This window comes from Weissella confusa (genome assembly GCF_004766315.1).
Classification (GTDB): domain Bacteria; phylum Bacillota; class Bacilli; order Lactobacillales; family Lactobacillaceae; genus Weissella; species Weissella confusa_A.
On sequence record NZ_PVSN01000020.1, the window covers coordinates 48,103 to 68,691 of the forward strand.

The 20,589-nt window shown below is 45.7% G+C and carries 16 protein-coding genes and 1 other annotated feature (1 of these 17 only partly in view); all 16 genes read left to right on the top strand.

The genetic code is table 11. The features are described 5' to 3' along the window. Positions 1-93, top strand: a binding site (T-box leader) (it extends 121 nt beyond the left edge of the window). 86 nt (positions 94-179) lie between these two features. Further along, positions 180-2,843 (top strand): valine--tRNA ligase, encoded by a 2,664-nt coding sequence (locus C6P11_RS03080; protein WP_135518504.1) that lies wholly within the window; start codon positions 180-182, stop codon positions 2,841-2,843. A gap of 243 nt (positions 2,844-3,086) precedes the next feature. After that, complete coding sequence (locus C6P11_RS03085; protein WP_135518506.1) at positions 3,087-4,400, top strand: bifunctional folylpolyglutamate synthase/dihydrofolate synthase; 1,314 nt, start codon at positions 3,087-3,089, stop codon at positions 4,398-4,400. 155 nt (positions 4,401-4,555) lie between these two features. After that, on the top strand, positions 4,556-6,412 hold the full coding sequence (locus tag C6P11_RS03090) for a glycosyltransferase (RefSeq protein WP_245299754.1): 1,857 nt from the start codon (positions 4,556-4,558) through the stop codon (positions 6,410-6,412). Positions 6,413-6,427: 15 nt separating this feature from the next. Beyond that, positions 6,428-6,937 carry a glycosyl transferase gene (locus C6P11_RS03095; RefSeq protein WP_245299756.1) on the top strand — a complete coding sequence of 170 codons (510 nt, stop codon included), beginning with the start codon at positions 6,428-6,430 and terminating at the stop codon, positions 6,935-6,937. Then, complete coding sequence (locus C6P11_RS11195; protein ID WP_245299758.1) at positions 6,903-7,127, top strand: hypothetical protein; 225 nt, start codon at positions 6,903-6,905, stop codon at positions 7,125-7,127. Before C6P11_RS03095 ends, C6P11_RS11195 begins: the two co-directional genes overlap by 35 nt. Before the next feature lie 147 nt (positions 7,128-7,274). Further along, positions 7,275-9,233 carry an ABC-F family ATP-binding cassette domain-containing protein gene (locus C6P11_RS03100; RefSeq protein ID WP_135518508.1) on the top strand — a complete coding sequence of 653 codons (1,959 nt, stop codon included), beginning with the start codon at positions 7,275-7,277 and terminating at the stop codon, positions 9,231-9,233. A 279-nt stretch (positions 9,234-9,512) separates the two neighbouring features. Then, positions 9,513-11,054: an MDR family MFS transporter gene (locus C6P11_RS03105; protein ID WP_135518510.1), complete on the top strand. Its 1,542-nt coding sequence runs from the start codon at positions 9,513-9,515 to the stop codon at positions 11,052-11,054. Between the two features lies 1 nt (position 11,055). After that, positions 11,056-11,820 (top strand): DUF4811 domain-containing protein, encoded by a 765-nt coding sequence (locus C6P11_RS03110; protein ID WP_135518512.1) that lies wholly within the window; start codon positions 11,056-11,058, stop codon positions 11,818-11,820. A gap of 157 nt (positions 11,821-11,977) precedes the next feature. Then, entirely contained in the window at positions 11,978-12,292 is a 315-nt protein-coding gene (locus tag C6P11_RS03115; RefSeq protein ID WP_135518514.1) for a co-chaperone GroES, read from the top strand. 14 nt (positions 12,293-12,306) lie between these two features. After that, positions 12,307-13,926 (top strand): chaperonin GroEL, encoded by a 1,620-nt coding sequence (gene groL, locus C6P11_RS03120; protein WP_003609161.1) that lies wholly within the window; start codon positions 12,307-12,309, stop codon positions 13,924-13,926. A 174-nt stretch (positions 13,927-14,100) separates the two neighbouring features. Further along, positions 14,101-15,933 (top strand): APC family permease, encoded by a 1,833-nt coding sequence (locus C6P11_RS03125; RefSeq protein ID WP_135518517.1) that lies wholly within the window; start codon positions 14,101-14,103, stop codon positions 15,931-15,933. Positions 15,934-16,253: 320 nt separating this feature from the next. Next, the gene (locus C6P11_RS03130; protein WP_135518519.1) at positions 16,254-17,237 is read left to right on the top strand and encodes a DUF2785 domain-containing protein; all 984 of its coding nucleotides are present in this window, start codon (positions 16,254-16,256) and stop codon (positions 17,235-17,237) included. 69 nt (positions 17,238-17,306) lie between these two features. After that, the gene (locus C6P11_RS03135) at positions 17,307-18,455 is read left to right on the top strand and encodes a D-alanine--D-alanine ligase family protein (protein WP_135518521.1); all 1,149 of its coding nucleotides are present in this window, start codon (positions 17,307-17,309) and stop codon (positions 18,453-18,455) included. 132 nt (positions 18,456-18,587) lie between these two features. Beyond that, on the top strand, positions 18,588-19,115 hold the full coding sequence (locus C6P11_RS03140) for a YqeG family HAD IIIA-type phosphatase (RefSeq protein WP_135518523.1): 528 nt from the start codon (positions 18,588-18,590) through the stop codon (positions 19,113-19,115). Continuing rightward, a complete protein-coding gene (yqeH, locus tag C6P11_RS03145; protein WP_003610329.1) occupies positions 19,108-20,250 on the top strand; it encodes a ribosome biogenesis GTPase YqeH in 1,143 nt (380 codons plus the stop codon). The genes C6P11_RS03140 and yqeH overlap by 8 nt, the downstream gene beginning before the upstream one ends. Position 20,251: 1 nt before the next feature. Further along, complete coding sequence (gene yhbY / locus C6P11_RS03150; protein ID WP_003610326.1) at positions 20,252-20,566, top strand: ribosome assembly RNA-binding protein YhbY; 315 nt, start codon at positions 20,252-20,254, stop codon at positions 20,564-20,566. Positions 20,567-20,589 lie beyond the last annotated feature (23 nt).

The following is a 20,589-nucleotide window of genomic DNA, read 5'->3' on the forward strand; positions in this document are numbered from 1 at the left end:
TAGTCGGTAACGTGAGAAACGCGTTAAGTTCTAACGAGATGGCGGGAGAAGTCCCGTTAAATCAGGTGGTACCGCGATTAAGTCGCCCTGATCATACAGTTATTGTATGGTCAGGGCGTTTTTTATTTGCTAGCCACATCGTTACACAGATAGAGATTATGTTATAAGGAGAATTTCACATGCGCGAAATTGATATGCCTGGAAAGTATGACGCGTCAGCTGTTGAAGCTGGCCGTTACGACAAGTGGGTACAAGAAAACCGCTTTAAGCCATCAGGAAACGATAAGGCTCGTCCTTACTCAATCGTTATTCCACCACCAAACGTTACGGGTAAGTTGCACTTGGGTCACGCTTGGGACACGACGTTGCAAGATATGATTATCCGTCAAAAGCGTATGCAAGGATTCGACACGTTGTGGTTGCCAGGAATGGACCACGCTGGAATCGCTACGCAAGCTAAGGTTGAACAACGTTTGGCTGAGCAAGGTATTTCACGTTACAACTTGGGTCGCGAAAAGTTCGTTGACCAAGTTTGGGACTGGAAGAACGAATACGCTGCTACCATCAAGTCACAATGGGGTAAGATGGGACTTTCTTTGGACTACTCACGTGAGCGTTTCACGTTGGACGAAGGATTGTCAGAAGCTGTTCGTAAGGTCTTTGTGACGTTGTACGAAAAGGGCTTGATCTACCGTGGTGAGTACATCATCAACTGGGATCCTAAGGCTCGTACAGCTTTGTCAGATATCGAAGTTATCCACCAAGACGACGAAGGTGCTTTCTACCACGTTAAGTACCCATTCGTTGAAGAGGGTGTGACTTACGACGGTAAGGACTACATTGAAATTGCAACGACGCGTCCTGAAACGATGTTCGGCGACGTTGCGGTTGCTGTTCACCCATCAGACGAACGCTACAAGGACTTGGTTGGTAAGATGGTTCGCGTCCCACTTGTTGGTCGCGAGATTCCTATCATCGCCGACGAATACGTTGACCCAGAGTTTGGTTCAGGGATGGTTAAGATTACGCCAGCCCACGACCCTAACGACTTTGGTGTTGGTAACCGTCACAACTTGGAGCGTATCAACACGATGAACGAAGATGCCTCAATGAACGAACGTGCCGGCAAGTATGTTGGTATGGATCGCTTTGATGCACGTAAGGCTATTGTTGATGACTTGCAAGCTGAAGGTTGGATGCTTGAGATTGAGCCAATCGTTCACTCAGTTGGTCACTCAGAGCGCACTGGTGTGCCAGTTGAGTCACGTTTGTCAACGCAATGGTTCGTTAAGATGAAGCCATTGGCTGAGCAAGCTTTGGACATGCAAAAGTCAGACGACCGTGTTGACTTCTACCCACCACGTTTTGAAGATACCTTCACGCGTTGGATGGACAACATCCACGACTGGGTTATCTCACGTCAACTATGGTGGGGACACCAAATCCCAGCTTGGTACCACAAGCAAACGGGTGAGATGTACGTTGGTATGGAAGCGCCTGAAGATATCGAAAACTGGGAGCAAGACTCTGACGTTTTGGATACGTGGTTCTCATCAGCTTTGTGGCCATTCTCAACGATGGGTTGGCCTGATGAAGATGCTGAAGACTTCAAGCGTTACTTCCCAACGAACACGTTGGTTACGGGATACGACATCATCTTCTTCTGGGTTGCTCGTATGATGTTCCAATCAAAGGAATTCACGGGTCGTCGTCCATTTAAGAACGTTTTGATTCACGGTTTGATTCGTGACGAACAAGGACGCAAGATGTCAAAGTCATTGGGTAACGGAATTGACCCAATGGACGTCATCGAAAAGTACGGTGCTGACGCATTGCGCTGGTTCTTGGCAACTGGTTCAACACCAGGTTTGGACGTTCGTTTCTCATACACGAAGATGGACTCAGCTTGGAACTTCATCAACAAGATCTGGAACGCCTCACGTTACGTTATCATGAACTTGGATGATGAAACGAAGGCTGAATTGCCTGCTGATTTGTCAGTTTTGACGTTGGCCGACAAGTGGATTTTGTCACGTTTGAACGAGACGATTGCTTCAGTAACGAAGAACTTCGATAAGTTCGAGTTCGGTGAGGCTGGACGTTCATTGTACAACTTCATCTGGAACGACTTCGCTGACTGGTACATCGAAATGACCAAGGAAACGTTGAACGGAAACGATGAAGCTGCCAAGAAGAACGTGCAAGCTGTTTTGGCTTACGTTTTGGACAACACGTTGCGTTTGCTACACCCAATCATGCCATTCGTAACGGAAGCTATCTGGCAAGAGATGCCGCATGACGGTGAGTCAATTGTGGTTGCTGCTTACCCAGAAGTGAAGGCTGAGTTGGATAACCCAACGGCCGAAGCTGACTTCCAAAGCTTGACTGACTTGATCAAGGCTGTTCGTACGATCCGTACGGAAGCAAATGCACCAATGTCAACTGAAATCGACGTTTTGATTAAGACGTCAGATGAGAACTTGGCACGCATCTTTGACGAAAACTCAGACTACATCAACCGTTTTGTAAAGCCGAAGTCACTTGAAATTTCTGCTGATGTGGCCGCACCAAAGTTGGCCATGACGCAAATCATTTCTGGTGCCGAAGTTTACGTGCCTTTGGAAGAGTTGATTGACTTGGACGAAGAAATTGCCCGTTTGCAAGGTGACTTGAAGAAGTTTGCTGGTGAAGTTAAGCGTGCTGAAGGTAAGTTGGGCAACGAGAAGTTCGTGAACAACGCCCCTGAAGCCGTGGTTGCTGAAGAACGCGAGAAGTTGGCTGACTGGCAAGCAAAGTTGGCAGCAACTGAATCACGTTTGGAAGAGTTGAAGTCAGCTAAGTAATAGTTGCTTTGAAATAAGTTTGTTACGTCGAAAGGCTTGCAGGATGCGAGTTTTTGGAGTAATATCTTATATATTGTTAATAACGAATTTAAGCTGTTCGTCGTTACAATGCTAGTTAAATTACACCTGTGAAGGCGCTGTCTATTTCGATAGATGGCGCCTTTACTTTTTGCACAAAAACCCGCCAGAAGAATGGCGGCGTGATACGATATTGCTAATGAAAAAACGGAAGAAGGCGACATCATGATTGAACTGAACACGGCAGCGGACGCAATTGCGTATATTCATGGTCGACACAAGTGGAAGAAGACCCCTAGTTTTGATCGCATCAATGCTTTGCTAGACCGTCTGGGCCACCCAGAACGTGCGTCTAAGTATGTGCATGTGACGGGAACGAATGGTAAAGGCTCAACTAGCAAGATGATTGCGCAACTGTTGCGTGCGGCTGGCTTGACGGTGGGGATGTTTACGTCGCCATTTATTCTGCAATTTAACGAACGTGTGCAAGGTAACGAGGGTAATATTCCAGACGATGTTTTGTTGGATATTATGCGTCGCATTGCACCGATTACTGAGGCGCTCGATGAAGAGTTGCCACAAGGCGGCCCAACGGAATTTGAGACGCTGACGGCGATGATGTTTGTGTATTTTGCGGAGCACCCGGTCGATGTTGTCGTTTTGGAAGTTGGTATTGGTGGTACGTGGGATACGACTGAAGTGATTCCAGATAAGCTGGTATCTGTCATTACAACAGTTGGGTTGGACCACATGCAAGTTTTAGGAAATACGCTTGCCGAAATTGCAACGCAAAAAGCGGGCATCATTGCGCGTCAACGTCCAGTTGTGACTGGCCGATTGCCTGAAGAAGCGCAACAAGTCGTGACAACGGTGGCCAATGCTTTAGGCGCGCCATTGTACCGTTTAGGTGACGAGTTTGAAGCCAAAATGCTACCAAGCCAAACGAGCTGGGGTGAGACGTTTGACTTCACTGGTGTTCATGAGTTTAAGCAGGTGTTTGTGGATTTGATGGGTAATTATCAAATTGATAATGCTGGGGTTGCACTTGAAGCTGCAAGCCTAGTAACCAATGAATTGGGTGTGCCGCTAACAGCTGAAATGGTAGCGACGGCCTTGGAAACGGTCGCGTGGCCAGTGCGATTTGAACGTGTTGCTGAGCAACCGTTGACTATCTTGGATGGTGCCCACAATCAACATGGTGTTGATGCATTGGCTGAAACGTTGCGAACACGTTTTGCGGATAAGCAAATTCACGTCATTTTTGGGGCGTTGGCTGATAAGAATTACCCGGCAATGTTGCATACGTTGGCAGATTTGCCCAATGTCGATTTGCACGTCACGCACTTTCAAAATCCGGGTGCCCGTGTGGCCCTTGATCCAACCGAGGCTGCCCGCCAGGTAACGGGTCATGATGTCACGGTCCACGAATCTTGGCAAGAAGCATATCGCGCAATCGCTGACACAATCGGCTCTGATGATATGATTTTATTCACAGGTTCGTTATATTTTGTTTCAGAAGTGCGCATGGGTTGGGCTTAGTTTTTGTAAGCGGGTTTGGTATACTTAGGCTAGACAAAACTATATAAAGAGGATATTGCGATGAACTTTTTCGTTAACGAGGGCCTCGCCGCACAAGGTTCAGGAATTGAACACGCACAGGTACAATTGAACACGCACAGGTACAACGTGGTAAGTTGTTTCGTAAGAATGGACAATCATTCAAAATCGTAACGCGTGTATATAATCCAAACGGACACCGTGATTTGTTGGCTTGGGGATTGAACGATGCAGAAGTAATCAATATGTATGATTACTACGCGCACACTGAACATGTGCCAGATCAAATTTTGACGGCGCAAGATGTTGAATGGGGTGGCCGTCCGGTGGCGATTGTTGAGCCATTGCCAGACACGCCTGATACATACATGGTCTATGAAGACGAAAATCGTACCCGTTTCTTGGGGCGTATTCACATTGATTTGCAACATGAATCACGTGTCACGATGGTTGAAGTATTCGAGCACTTTGGTAACTTGTTCCGAGTAGATTCATATGACTCACGTGGCTTCATTTCACGTCAACAATACATTGACCCAGATGGTACACCAAATACCAACGTCTTTGTTGATCGCAAAGGTCGTCCAGTGATCGAAGAGTATCTTCGTCGCAAGGCGCCACGCGGTTCAGAAACGTTGGTGATGAACCGTAAGCACATTGATAGTCAAAATCAATTGGCTGAAAACGCCCAAATGTCAGGTCAAGAATTTGAGGTCAAGCCATTTGAAGCGCCACAATTTGTGAACTATGTGTCAGGATATCGTTTGATTAAGCCAAATGGCATGACGTATATCTTCGATTCATTTGATGAATTGACGGCGGAATTTGTTAATGATTTGAATAACGATTTCTTCTCAGAGGATAAGCCAAATATCTTCATCATGGATCGTACGACGGCTGCTTATGAAGGTTTGTTGAAGTTGGATCGTCCAGCTTACATTGGCTTCCACTTGCACAATTTGCATGCATCAGACACGCGTGACGTCATGACGACTGATGAGAATAACAACTACGAGTTTGACTTCATGCACATCAATGATTACCAAGCGGTTATTTCAGCGATGCCACGTCAAACGGCTGATGTGGTGGCGCGTTATGCACCAAAGGCCACGCCGTTCACGATTCCTGTTGGTGTTGTGCCAGCTGAAATTCGTGATGCCGAGCGTGTGCCAATGGCTGATCGTCAACCAAATTCAGTATTGATGATTGTTCGTCGCGCACCTGATAAGCGTCCCGCAGCCGTTGCTGAAGCATTGATGATTGCAAACCAAAAGCAACCTGGTTTGAATGCGCACCTTGATGTCTACGGATACTTTGATAACACGGGTAACAACAAGACGAACAAGGACTTGTTGCGTTTGTTTGATAAGTACGGACTAGAAAAGCCAACTATGTACGATGAAAAGGGTGCTGAGACGACGGATTTGAATCAAGTACGTCGTTTGGAGTCACCGGTTGTAACGTTGCATGATTATGTAACTGACCGTGACGAGTTGTACGCTATCCACCGTTCACACCAGGTTTATGGTTTGGCTTCAATGATGGAAGGGTTCAACATTTCAATGATGGAAGCGATGGCGAATGGTATGCCTGGTGTTTCAACGAATGTGAACTATGGTCCTAACGATTTGATTATCGACGGCGAGAATGGTTACCTAACCAAGTGGGCACCAGAAGGCCAAGAAGATCAATTCGTAACGGAAATGGCTGACCGCTTCCTTGAGTTATTTAATGACCCTGAAAAGTTGCAAGCCTTCTCTGATGCCGCCTACGACCACAGTGATCGCTACTATGAAGAAGCGGTTTGGCAAGCTTGGCAAGGTTTGCTAGCTGATGCGGACAAGCGCTGGCCAGCAATGGCAGAACAAGCGCACGCCCTTTCAAACGTTGGTGTTGGTCTTGTCGGAACAACGATGACAGCCTACACGCTTGGTAATCGCAGTGATGAAGTGACGGTTAACGGCATTTCAGGCGACAAGTATTTGGCAGACTAATAAGGAGTGAAACTCATGAATTTATATTTGGATAACTCTAACTTGCCAACGCTTGACCCTAATATTGCTGCGCAAGTTAAGGCAGATCGCGAAAATGGTGTTGATGCAAAGCAAGTCGTCCGTGGCTACTACCCTGATCAACACATGCACTTGGGAAACCACGGTTTGACGGATGATGCCTTGCTTAACATGTACGATGTCTTCCAAAAGGCAACGGATGTTGAGGCGAAGACGGTGCACTACCGTCACAACCCGCAAATCGACAAGGCCCGTTACCACTTGGATGGGTTGGACTGGGGGATGGCACAAGCCCGTCGCTTCGGTACAACGTATGGTCGCAATGTCATTGATATTGATTTGTTCCCAGGTAACCCTGGCGGTACGACGTCAATGTTGCACTACATCGATTGCGGTGATAACACGGCCGTCACAGATATATGGGATTGGCGTGGCTTTAAGTCAGCAACGCGTTACTACCAAACGACAGGCAATGTTTCGAACATCATTTTCTACACCAACTGGTGACATCGCAGCCCGTGCGTCATTTATGTGGCAACATCTAGAAGGCAAGCCAAACAATGAGTGGCCATTGGTGCAAACATCATTGGAAGTGTTGGATTATGACGGCGAGCACTTGTGGTTTGAGAGCGAAATGCATGCCTGGGAGTATTTCGTGCAACACGAGCAACAAAAGCGAAACGCAGCGTTGCGTTAATAACTAACATTTAAGAGAGCATCCAACATTTTGCTGTTGGGTGCTTTTTAATTTCCACATGCGACAAACTTGCACTTTCTGTTACACTAGTAAATGAGATTTAGGCAATGCCTTGGACGCAGGGTATTGAGACGGAGAAGAATAATCATGATTATTTTGCAAGCAAGTAATGTTGCACGCCGTTTTAGTGGTGTAACATTTTTTGAAAATATTTCGATGCAGATTCAAGATAAAGGCCGTGTTGGGTTGGTCGGCCGTAATGGGGCTGGAAAGTCAACGCTCTTGAAGATGCTGATTGGTGAAACGCAACCTGATGAAGGTACGATTTCAATGAAGAAGGGTATCAAGCTGGCCTACTTGGCGCAGAACTCAGGACCAGATTCTGACTTGTCTGTGTACAACGAAATGCTTGATGCATTTTCTGATGTGATTGCATTGGAAAAGAAGATGCGCGACATGGAGACGAAGATTGCGTCAGCGACTGATTACGAGAGTGATGAGTATGCAAGTTTGCTATCTGCGTATGACCAGGCACAACACGATTTTAGTGAAAAGAATGGTTACGGATATGAAGCAACCATCCGTTCAGTGTTGCACGGATTTGGCTTTGATGAATCATTCTATGATCAAAAGATTCAATCATTGTCTGGTGGACAGCGTACGCGTTTGGCAATTGCTAAGCAACTATTGGAAACGCCTGACTTGTTGATTCTCGACGAGCCAACCAACCACTTGGATATGCAAACGTTGGCTTGGTTGGAGCAATATTTGCAAAACTACCAAGGTGCGTTGCTAATTGTTTCCCACGACCGTTATTTCTTGGACCGCGTAGTTACGGAAATTTACGACATGCATTCAGGTGTGTTGGACCACTACACGGGTAACTATTCACGCTTCATGGAATTGAAGGCAGCTAAGGTTCTACAAGCGCAAAAGGCTTTCGATAAGCAACAAGAAGAGATTGCAAAGTTGGAAGACTTTGTTAACCGTAATATTGTGCGTGCTTCAACGACGAAGCGTGCCCAATCACGTCGTAAGCAACTCGAACGCATGAAACGATTGGAAGCGCCAAAGAATGAATCTGGCGTTGCCTACATTCAATTCTCAGCTGATGAGGAATCTGGAAACGAAGTGATGCGCGTCAATGAAGTGAAGTTGGGCTATGACCTAGCGAACGTCTTGGCGGACCACGTTAATATTGAAGTTGATAAGCAACACGCGGTCGCTTTGGTTGGACCGAACGGTATTGGAAAGTCAACGTTGATTAAGACGATTTTGGGTAAGTTGCCTTTGCTGGCCGGTGAAATTAAGCTTGGTGCCAATGTTGAAGTTGGTTACTATGACCAGGAGCAACAAACGCTTGATCCAAAGAAGTCAGTTTTGAACACGATTTGGGATGAACATCCAACGATGCCAGAACGTGACGTCCGTTCAATCTTGGGTTCATTTATGTTCTCAGGTGAAGCGGTTGATAAGTTGGTTTCTGCCTTGTCAGGTGGTGAGCGTGCACGTTTGCTATTGACCAAGTTGTCATTGCAACACGCTAATTTCTTGATTCTTGACGAGCCAACCAACCACTTGGACATTGATTCACGTGAAGTGTTGGAAACGGCTCTGAACGAATACAACGGAACGATTTTCTTCGTTTCTCACGACCGTTACTTCATTAACTCAGTTGCGACGGAAGTGGTTGAGCTGTCACCAAACGGCACGCGATTCTTTGATGGTGATTACGATTACTATCTAGAAAAGACGGCTGGTGAGCAAGCAGAAACCCACCGTGCGAAGGCAAGTTTCGAAACGACGGCCGAATACGAAGAGGCGACGGCCAAGGAAGTTGAGACGTTGTCACGTGAAGAGCGTAAGGAACGTCAAAAGGAACAGCGTAAGTACGAACGTGCGGTTGCGGCGGCTGAAGAAGAAATGGCCGGCTTGAACGATAAGCGCGATGCATTGAATGCAGAATTGAATGATCCAGTAAATGGTGCTGACTTGGGTAAGTTGACGGACTTGTCAAAGGAAATTGCCGACATTGATGCGCAACTGGCTGAAGTCGAAGAGCGCTGGACTGAAGCAAGTATGGTGTTGGAAGAATTTGATATTTAATAAGGCGGGAGCTGGCACTTTTATAGGTGTCAGCTCCTTTTCTTAATGATTGCGTTTTCATTTAAAAAAGACTTTTACTGACTTTGTGTCAGTTGTCACACAGCGAAATTCAGGTTTGACGCGGTTTGAGCAATTTCTGATTTACTATTGTGAAAACCGTCTAAATCTTTGTCAAATTACTTGACAAAAACCCTTGATTTTAAAAATTTAGAAGTTTAAACTAACTCTTGCTGAATAAATGATAGCAATTATAAAAAACTAAAAAATTTGGAGGACGAAATGGCAAAGTCAGAAACTTTAGACATTAACGGCAAGCCTTTCAACCGCGGTGCCATGGTTATGGTGCTGTTGATTGGAACGTTTGCTGGAATGTTGATGCAAACGTCATTGGGTACTGCAATCCCAACGTTGATGCACGATTTTAATATTTCACTTGCAACTGCGCAAGAAGCAACCACATACTTCTTGTTGGCCAACGGAATTATGGTGCCGGTATCAGCGTACCTAACCACGAAGATTCCAACCAAGTACTTGTACATGGTGGCTTACACGTTGTTGTTGGCTGGTATGGCAACGACGGCGTTCACGCCTAGTCACCACGATATGTGGTGGATGTTCTTGCTTGGCCGTATTCTAGCTGCCGTGGCGGTTGGAATTACGATGCCTTTGATGCAAGTTGTTATGGTTAACATTTTCCCAGCTGAACAACGTGGTGCTGCGATGGGTATTAACGGTATCGTTATCGGTTTGGCCCCAGCTATTGGACCTACGCTTTCAGGTTGGATTTTGGAAAAGAATCACCACTTGTTTGGTTTGTTGATTTCAAACTCATGGCGTACGATTTTCTACTTGCCAATGATTGTGTTGGTCTTGGTTTGGATTGCAACGCCATTCTTCGTTAAGAATGTTGTGCCAAACCGTGATATGAAGCTTGATTTCCCTTCATTGATTTTGGCAGTTATTGGATTTGGGTCATTCCTATGGGGATTCTCAAATTCAGCCACTGATGGATTTGGTAACTGGCCAAACGTTTTGGCCCCAATCCTAATCGGAATTTTGATTATTATTGTGTTTGTCTTCCGTCAATTGAAGATGGCCGATCCATTCTTGAACGTTCGCGTGTTCAAGAACAAGCAATTTACGTTGACGACGTTCGCCGTAATGATGGCCATGATGGCTATGATGGGTGTTGAAATGATGTTGCCAACATACTTGCAAAACGTTCACGGTATGTCAGCGCTTGAGTCAGGATTGACACTATTGCCTGGTGCCTTGGTAATTGGTGCAATGTCACCAGTTGCCGGAGCTGTTTACGATAAGGTCGGTGCTAAGCGTATGGCGATGGTTGGGTTCTCAATCTTGGCTATCGGTACGGTACCATTCCTATTCTTGACAGCTGAAACGCCACAACACTTGGTAACGTTGTTGTACGCATTGCGTATGTTTGGTATCGCCACAACGATGATGCCATTGACGGCCAGTGCTATGTCAGCATTGCCACCTGAGGAAGCTTCACAAGCAACAGCTGCTAACAACACGGTTCGCCAAATTGGTAACGCGGTTGTTGTTGCCTTGCTTTCATCAGTTACGCAAAACGTTATCAAGGCTGCTAAGCCTGCTAAGGACTTGGCCAAGGAAAACGTTGTGTCATACATGGATAAGATGATCAACGCAACGATGACTGGATTCCACGCATCATTCGCATTCGGAATTGGATTTGCCGTTGTTGGTATTATCTTGGCGTTCTTCTTGCACAACGGTAAGCTAGTGCACGGTAAGTCAAACGGAAACGTTGTCGCAGATAAGGGAGGAAATAACTAATATGATTATTCTAGTTATGGCCGTCTTTGCAATCGGCATGTTCTACTCATGGTTGGTTTTGAAGAACCGTGCCATGCGCGCTGTATTCGGACCAATCTTTACGGTATTGCTAATTGGTGCCGTGTGGATGACAACGTCAGTCTTTGCAAACAACACTGGTTTGACTGCTAAGACGACAACGACGACGAAGCGTGTCTACTCAGCTTTGGGTTCAAAGTCACCAGCTGGTGTCTTGGTCCAATCACGTTTGGGTTCAAAGGCTGATAACTATGTCTTGGTTTACAACGACACAGCTGATGCTAAGAAGCCAACGGTTCACGGTAAGCCTTCATCAAAGGTTGCTGATATTCCAACTGGTGTTAAGAAGGAAATGACTTACAAGGTTGCTGATGTTAAGAAGGCAACGGTTAAGGTCGAAACCACTCGTTGGGAGTGGAAGAATGCCTTCTGGCGCGTAATGTTTGGTATCGGTGGTCAAGGTGGCAAGCTTAAGAAGCAAGTGACGACGGTGACGGTGCCAAAGAACACTTGGGTTGTGATGGCTGCTGATCAATCTAAGAAGTTGCAAGCTGCACAAAAGTCGGTTGCACCTGAGGCACAAGCTGCCCAACAAGCTCAAATGAAGTCAGCTATTGAAGCAAAGGTTGCTGCATACATGCAAGCAAACCCAAAGGCTACTCCTGACCAAGTTAAGGCTTATACAACTGAACAAACTGCTGAAATGACGGCAACAGCAATGAAGCAAATGTTGTCACAATTGAAGTAATGATAATTTGGAGTCCTGGTACGATTTAGTATCGGGGCTCTTTTTTTAACCAAAATATGTTGCAAAAACGTGTGGGTGTGCTATTATTGTTTATGTAAGTTAGCACTTAGATATTGAGAGTGCTAATAATAATTTTTGCCTATGGAGGTCATATAACATGTTGAAGCCTTTGGGAGATCGTGTTGTGTTGCAAGTTGAGGAAGCGCCTGAGCAATCAGTTGGTGGTATTTTGCTTGCGTCAAACGCGCAAGAGAAGTCAGTTACGGGAACTGTTGTCGCTGTTTCAACGCAATCAGTTGGTGACTTGACGGCCCCAGCTGCAGTGAAGGAGGGTGACAAGGTCATCTTCGATAAGTACGCTGGCTCAGAAGTAACGGTCGATGGTGTGGATTACTTGGTAGTTCACGAAAAGGATATCGTTGCAGTTCTTCAATTTGAAACAAACAGATTAACTATTAAAAATTTGAAATAGAGGGTGAAATAAATATGGCTAAGGACATTAAGTTTGCTGAAGATGCACGCGCAAAGATGCAAGCAGGTGTTGATAAGCTTGCTAACACAGTTAAGACAACGATTGGTCCAAAGGGACGTAATGTTGTTATTGAGCAAAGCTATGGTGCACCAACTATTACAAACGACGGTGTAACGATTGCTAAGTCAATCGAATTGGAAGATCACTTTGAAGACATGGGTGCCAAGTTGGTTGCTGAAGTTGCTTCAAAGACGAATGACATTGCCGGTGACGGTACAACGACTGCGACTGTTTTGACGCAAGCCATCATTAACGAAGGTTTGAAGAATGTCACTGCCGGTGCTAACCCAGTTGGTGTGCGTCGTGGTATCGAATTGGCAACTGATGCAGCTGTTAAGGCTTTGCACGAGATGTCAAAGACGGTTTCTACTAAGGAAGAAATCGCGCAAATTGCCTCAATTTCAGCCGCTAACCCAGAAGTTGGTGAGTTGATTGCCGAAGCGATGGAAAAGGTCGGTAACGACGGTGTTATCACGATTGAAGAGTCTAAGGGTATCGAGACGACGTTGGACGTGGTTGAAGGTATGCAATTTGACCGTGGTTACATGTCACAATACATGGTAACTGACACGGACAAGATGGAAGCTTCATTGGATAACCCATACATCTTGATCACTGATAAGAAGATTGCAAACATCCAAGAAATTTTGCCAATGTTGCAAAGCGTTGTTGAGCAAGGTCGTGCCTTGTTGATCATCGCCGATGACATCACTGGTGAAGCTTTGCCAACGCTTGTTTTGAACAAGATGCGCGGAACGTTCAATGTTGTTGCGGTTAAGGCCCCTGGATTTGGTGACCGTCGTAAGGCGCAATTGGAAGACATCGCAATCTTGACTGGCGGAACTGTCATCACTGACGACCTTGGTTTGAACTTGAAGGATGTGACGATTGCACAACTTGGTCAAGCCGCTAAGGTTACGGTTTCTAAGGACAACACGACGATTGTTGAAGGTGCCGGAAACAAGGAAGCCATCGCTGAGCGCGTTAACTTGATCAAGGGTCAAATCGCCGAGACGACGTCTGACTTTGACCGTGAGAAGTTGCAAGAGCGTTTGGCTAAGTTGGCTGGTGGTGTCGCTGTCATCAACGTTGGTGCTGCAACTGAAACTGAGTTGAAGGAGCGTAAGTACCGTATTGAAGATGCTTTGAACGCTACTCGTGCCGCTGTTGAAGAAGGATTCGTTGCTGGTGGTGGAACTGCCTTGGTAAACGTTATCCCAGCCGTTGCTGAGTTGTCAGAGACTGGCGATGTGCAAACTGGTATCAACATCGTGCGTCGTGCTTTGGAAGAGCCTGTTCGCCAAATCGCTGAAAATGCTGGTTTGGAAGGTTCAGTTATCGTTAACCAATTGAAGTCAGAGAAGCCAGGTGTTGGTTACAACGCTGCGACTGACGAATGGGTTGATATGATTGAAGCTGGTATCGTGGATCCTACTAAGGTAACGCGTTCAGCATTGCAAAACGCTGCTTCTGTTTCAGCTTTGTTGTTGACGACTGAAGCTGTGGTTGCTGAGCAGCCTAAGACGGATGCTGCCCCTGCAATGCCTGCTCAAGGCATGCCAGGTATGATGTAATTTCATAGTAAATATTAAACGCCGACCTTCCTGTGAGAGGGGCGGCGTTTTTGATTTCCGAAAGTAAGTATCAATCATAGACAACGAGCCCAAATAGAACTACAATAAGTCGTTGTAGAAAATTGAAATTATTTTTGGGCGTTTTGCCTAATATAGGTGTTTAGGAGAAAAATCATGTGGCGCTTTTTAAAGCGGTTGTTGATTGGAAAGCCTCTTAAGACATTGGAAGAGGGCTCCCAACATTTGAGCCGAACCAAGGCCTTGGCTTTGCTTTCGTCTGATGCATTGTCATCAGTTGCGTATGGTACTGAGCAGATTACGACAGCGTTGATTGCTGCTAGTACGGTTGCGTTGTGGTTGCAAATCCCAATCGCCATTTTGGTGTTGGTATTGTTGACGGCCATTACGCTATCGTATCGCCAAATCATTCACGCCTACCCATCTGGTGGTGGTGCTTATGTCGTGACATCAACGAACTGGGGTCGTAACGCTGGGCTTGTCGCCGGTGGATCTTTGTTGGTTGACTACATGTTGACGGTTGCCGTATCTGTGGCGGCCGGAACAGAAGCCATTACGTCAGCGGTTCCAGCGCTCCACCCATATTCAGTGGGTATCGGAGTGGTAATCATTTTGATTTTGATGGGAATTAACCTGCGTGGTGTGCGCGAGTCAGCCGGGTTCCTGATGGTGCCGGTTTACTTGTTCATTGTGATGATTACAGGAATGGTCTTGTACGGGTTGTATAACATCGCGACCGGTCAAGTTGCCTTCCATGCTGCAGCAGCAATTGGTACGTCATCATCAAGTATCACAATCTTGTTGTTCTTGCGTGCGTTCTCAAGTGGTTCATCTTCATTGACTGGAGTTGAGGCCATTTCAAATGCCGTGCCGAACTTCAAGGAGCCAAAGCCACGTAATGCGGCAGCGACGCTATCAATCATGGCGTTGATTTTGGCCTTCTTCTTTGGTGGTATTACGTTCTTGTCATACTGGTACGGTATTCGACCTAATGACCACGTGACGGTGCTGGCCCAAATTGGTCAAACGATTTTCGGTCACGGCGTAATGTTCTACCTCTTGCAAATTGCAACGGCCTTGATCTTGGCGGTTGCTGCTAATACTGGTTTCTCAGCCTTCCCACAATTGGCCTTTAACTTGGCTAAGGATAAGTTCATGCCACACATTTACATGGACAAGGGAGATCGTTTGGGATATTCAAACGGTATTATGTCATTGGCCGTTGGTGCTATCGTATTGCTTTTGATCTTTAATGGATCGACTGAAGCTTTGATTCCGCTTTATGCGGTCGGCGTTTTCGTGCCATTCACATTGTCACAATCAGGAATGATTATTCACTGGTTCCGTGAGCGTGAAGGCTTCTGGTTGGGAAAGGCGTCAATCAACTTTGTTGGGGCGTTCATCTCATTTGCCTTGGTTATCATTTTGTTCTGGATGCACTTTAAGTCTGTCTGGCCATACTTGATTATCATGCCTGTTTTGCTTCGCATGTTCTGGACAATTAACCGCCACTACAAGGCTGTCGCTAAGCAGTTGCGTGTGTTGTCTAAGGAACCAATCAAGCGTCATCACTACGATGGTTCTACGGTGATTGTGTTGGTCTCAAACTTGACTAAGGCAACGGCCGACGCAATTGATTACGCCCAATCAATGGGTGATCGCGTTTTGGCGATGCACGTCTCATTTGATTCGAACCCAGAAAAGGAGCATCGCTTGGGCGTTGAGTTTAAGCGTGAGTTCCCAGATGTGCGTTACGTGGATATCCACTCATCATATCGTTCAATCACAGAACCTTCATTGCGTTTCGTAGATGAAATTGCGAAGGGTGCGAAGGAACGTAACCACTCATTAACGATTTTGATTCCACAATTCGTGCCTCGTCACGGTTGGCAAAATGCGTTGCACAATCAAAACAGTTTGCGCTTGCGTACAGCCTTGGCTTCACGTGACGTAACGGTTTCAACATACTACCTCCACCTCAAGGAATAGTTGTTGCACAAATAGAAATATGAATTAGCCCCAGTCGACTTTTGCGTCGACTGGGGCTTTTTTGTGGCAAATAGGAACTGTGCCAAAATAGGTGAAAATCGTGTCTAAATGGACAAAAAGTGGGTGAAAGAAAATGAGCGTGGATATGGCGGGCTTTCGCCGATGTTCGGATTGTGTCTAGATGAACGAAAATCGGGTGAGGTGTCACCGGGCTAGCTGGAAACAAAAATATAATAAACTGCTATCTTTGCGTGGTTGTGTTAATCTAGTGGAGGTAGCTTTCATTTAGGAAGCAATAATACGGAAAAGGGATAGAGATAATGGATTACACCGTTGATGATGTCCGTGAAGAATTAAAAAATATGCGTGCGCGTGTGCACCATGGTGAGTTGTTTGATTCACTTGGCACGGAAGTTGGTCGCTTGATTGATCAATTAGATTACGACGCACCGACTGTTGTGGAGCAGCTGGACCCAGTGACGGCCACAGCGATTCACGAAAAAGTATCTGATTGGCAAAACGCTTTGATTGCGGGTCAACCGGTTGTTGTGACCGACCAAGAGTTGTTGGACGTGATGAGTGGGTTGCGCCAAACGGATCCTGAGTTGCGTGATAAGGGTGTCTTTTTCTTTATTAGTGATGCGTTGCAAGCAAATATCTTTACCGATGCACAAATTGTGATGATGACGCGTTACTTGTTGCAAGATTCAGTGTTGTTCTCACACATTGATGAGACTGATAATGACGGCATTTTCTTCCGTTCATTCGCGGTCTTCATTTTGTCGATGTTGAACTACGCAAACCGCAATAGTGAAGTGGAGTTGTTTAGCGATGATTTGCACGAAATGCTTATCGATAACTTGGCAACGTACATTGCACTAGAACACGATACGCGTGGCTTTGTTGAAGGGAAGGGCTGGGCCCACGCCTTCTTGCACATTGCGAACTTGTTGGATGAATTAACGCATGATGATGGCGTGACGCGTGCCGATAAGGTGTTCTTATTAACGGTTTTGATTGAACGCATCAAGCGTTTGGAAACGCCACTTGTAATGGGTGAAAATCGTCGTATCGATAGCTACATTGTGACGTTGGTGAACTTGAACCCGTTGTACGAGCAATACTTCTTGAAGCAACTCAAGCAATGGCGACAAGAGATGACGCGACGCATGCAACCAGAAGTCGAGGCTGATTGGCACCGCATGTATAACCAACAACGTTTACTACAAGGTTTGTTGCTACGCGAAAAATTACCCAAAGAAATTTATGATTATCTTAACGAAGCACGCAATTTCCTAGCGTAATCGGTCCGGTTTACAGTTTCGTGGTATACTTAGGGTTCTAAATTTAAACAGTTTGACAGGGAGAACGACATGTCAGAAAAGCTAAACATTGCGATGTTCTTTGGTGGTAACTCATCAGAACACGACGTCTCAAAGCGCTCTGCTCGTAACATTTACGATGCAATGGACAAGGAAAAGTACAACGTAACTGTTTTCTTGATTTCAAAGGATGGTTACATGATCAACGCCGCTGATTCAAAGCGCGTGTTTGATGGTGAAGATGAAGATACTGTAGTTGCTGCAGCAAAGTCAAAGATGGATTTGACTAACCCATTGGCACCAATTGCCGTTTTGGGCGAGATGGCCGAAATCGATTTGTTCTACCCAGTTGTTCACGGTAACTTGGGTGAGGATGGTACTTTGCAAGCGTTGTTCCGTTTGTTGCAAAAGCCATTTATCGGTGCTGGTACGGCTGCGTCAGCCATGTCATTCGACAAGGACTTGACGAAGCGTATCTTGAACCAAGCAGGCGTACGCAACACGAAGTACGTTTTGTTGACGGACCAAGATTACAAAAACTACACGTATGAAGGTCTTGTAAAGGAGCTTGGCACGGAAGCTTTGTTCGTTAAGGCTGCTAAGCAAGGTTCATCAGTTGGTATTTCACGCGTAACGAACGCTGAAGAATTCGAAGCTGGTGTTAAGGATGCTTTGCAATACGACTACAAGGTATTGGTTGAAGCTGCTTTGAACAAGCCACGTGAGGTCTTCATCTCAATCTTGGGAAACGAGCAACCTCGTGCATCACGTTTGGGTGGTATCGTATTGCCTGAACAAGACGTTTGGTACGACTACAACAACAAGTTCGTTGACGCCTCAGGTATGGTCTTTGAATTGCCAGTTGAGTTGGGGGATGACCTTGAAAAGGAAATCACTGACATGGCATTGACGGCCTACAAGGCATTGGGTCTTGTTGGTTTGACGCGTATGGACTTTATGATCGATGCTGATGGTACACCATACTTGGGTGAGCCAAACACATTGCCTGGATTTACAAACATTTCTTTGTATCCACAAATGTGGGAAGTATCAGGCTTGAGCTACACGAACTTGATCGACGAAATCATTAACTATGGTTTGGCTGAATTCGAGCGTAACGCCAAGTTGTCATACGACTTCGTTTCATTGGGTGAAGAACACGTCGGTGAAAAGAAGTACAACGATGAGCGCGCTAAGTAATAGAGTTTAAGAACAATCAGCGATGGTTTCCGTTGCTGGTTGTTTTTTATTTGTGACCTGGTCACCCTACTTTATAAACGACAGTATTTAGCGTATAATTTATAGTAAGACAAATTGTGAAAAGGACGAAAAATGACTGAATCATTTACACCAACTTGGATGATTGATGCAATCTACCGTTTGACGCCAGAACAACTTCAGGCACAAGGTATCAAGGCAGTTTTGACTGACTTGGATAACACGTTGATTGCTTGGAATAACCCTGACGGCACGACTGAATTGCATGACTGGCTTGAGCGAATGAATGAAGCTGGCATCCCAGTAATGATTGTTTCAAATAACTCAGCTGAACGTATTGCACGTGTTGCTGAACCGTTGAATCTACCGTTTGTGTCACGTGCCCTAAAGCCGTTGACACGTGGCTTGAATGAAGCCGTAACAAAGCTTAATTTGCAAAAGAACGACGTTGTGATGGTCGGTGACCAATTGTTGACTGACATCTGGTCATCAAACAACCACGGCGTACGAAGCATCTTGGTTAAGCCTCTAATTGAGACTGACCAATGGAATACAAAGATTAACCGATTTTTTGAAAAGGGTGTTAAGAAGCGCATGCTAAAGGCACACCCAGAACTACAATGGAGGACGACACTTGATTAGTGAAGCAGAAGTTCAAGGTTACTTGGCAGACGGATTGCGATGCATTGGATGTGGTGCGTTGATCCAAACTGAGCACAAGGGTGAATTGGGTTATGCCCCAATGTCAGCTTTGTTGAAGGGATTTGAAAACGAAGAAGTGTTGTGCCAACGCTGCTTCCGTTTGCGTCACTACAACGAAATCCAACCCGTTGATTTGACGGATGATGATTTCCGCTTGTTGTTGAACGAAATTTCAGCAACGGATTCATTGGTTGTTTACGTAATGGACGTGTTCGACTTCTCTGGATCATTGATTCCAGGATTGCACCGTTTCGTTGGTAACAATCCAGTTTTGCTAGTTGGTAACAAGGTTGACGTTTTGCCAAAGTCTTTGAAGCGTTCAAAGATTAAGGACTGGATGCGTCAACAAGCTAACATTGCTGGTTTGCGTCCCGTTGACGTCCAATTGACGTCAGGTAAGAGCGGCGATGACGTGCCAGCTTTGATGGACATGATTGAGAAGTACCGTGAAGGTCGCTCAGTTTATGTTGTTGGTGTTACCAACGTTGGTAAGTCAACGTTGATTAACCAGATCATCAAGGATGCAACGGGTGACAACAAGGATGTGATTACGACGTCACGTTTCCCAGGAACGACGTTGGACCGTATTGAGATTCCATTGGATGACGATACGTTTATCATCGACACACCAGGTATCATTCACCAAGACCAAATGGCGCACTATTTGACGCCAAAGGACTTGAAGTACGTTTCACCACAAAAGGAATTGAAGCCAAAGACTTACCAATTGAACCCACAACAAACATTGTTCATGGGTGCATTGGCACGTTTCGACTTTATTCAAGGTGAGAAGGCTGGTATCACGGCTTACTTTGAGAACAACTTGATGATTCACCGTACGAAGTTGGAAAAGGCTGATGAATTCTACAGCAAGCACGCTGGTGAATTGTTGTTGCCACCAACGACGGAGAACTTGGACATGTTGCCACCATTGCAACGTCACGAGTTCAAGGTGACAGAGAAGACAGATATCGTGATTGACGGTTTGGGCTGGATTACAGTTCCTGCCAACACGGTTGTAGCAGGCTGGGCTCCTGAAGGGGTTTCAGTATTAACACGAAGGGCAATGATTTAATATGATTTCACTACGCGGAAAGCAAAAGCGTTACTTGCGCGCATCAGCACATGACATGCGTCCATTGTTTAGCATCGGTAAGCAAGGATTGACACAAAACTGGTTGGATCAACTAGAAGATGCCATCAACAAGCGTGAGTTGTTCAAGGTTAACATCTTGGCAAACTCAGACGTTGAAGTTGAATCTTTGAAGGAGTTCATCGAAGAAAACACGGACATCCAAGTTGTACAAACAATTGGACACACGTTGGTGTTGTTTGGTGAATCAGCTGACAAGGAAAACCGCCACTACTCAGTGGCTGTACAAAAGATTTAATATCACTCTCGAAACGGGGGTTC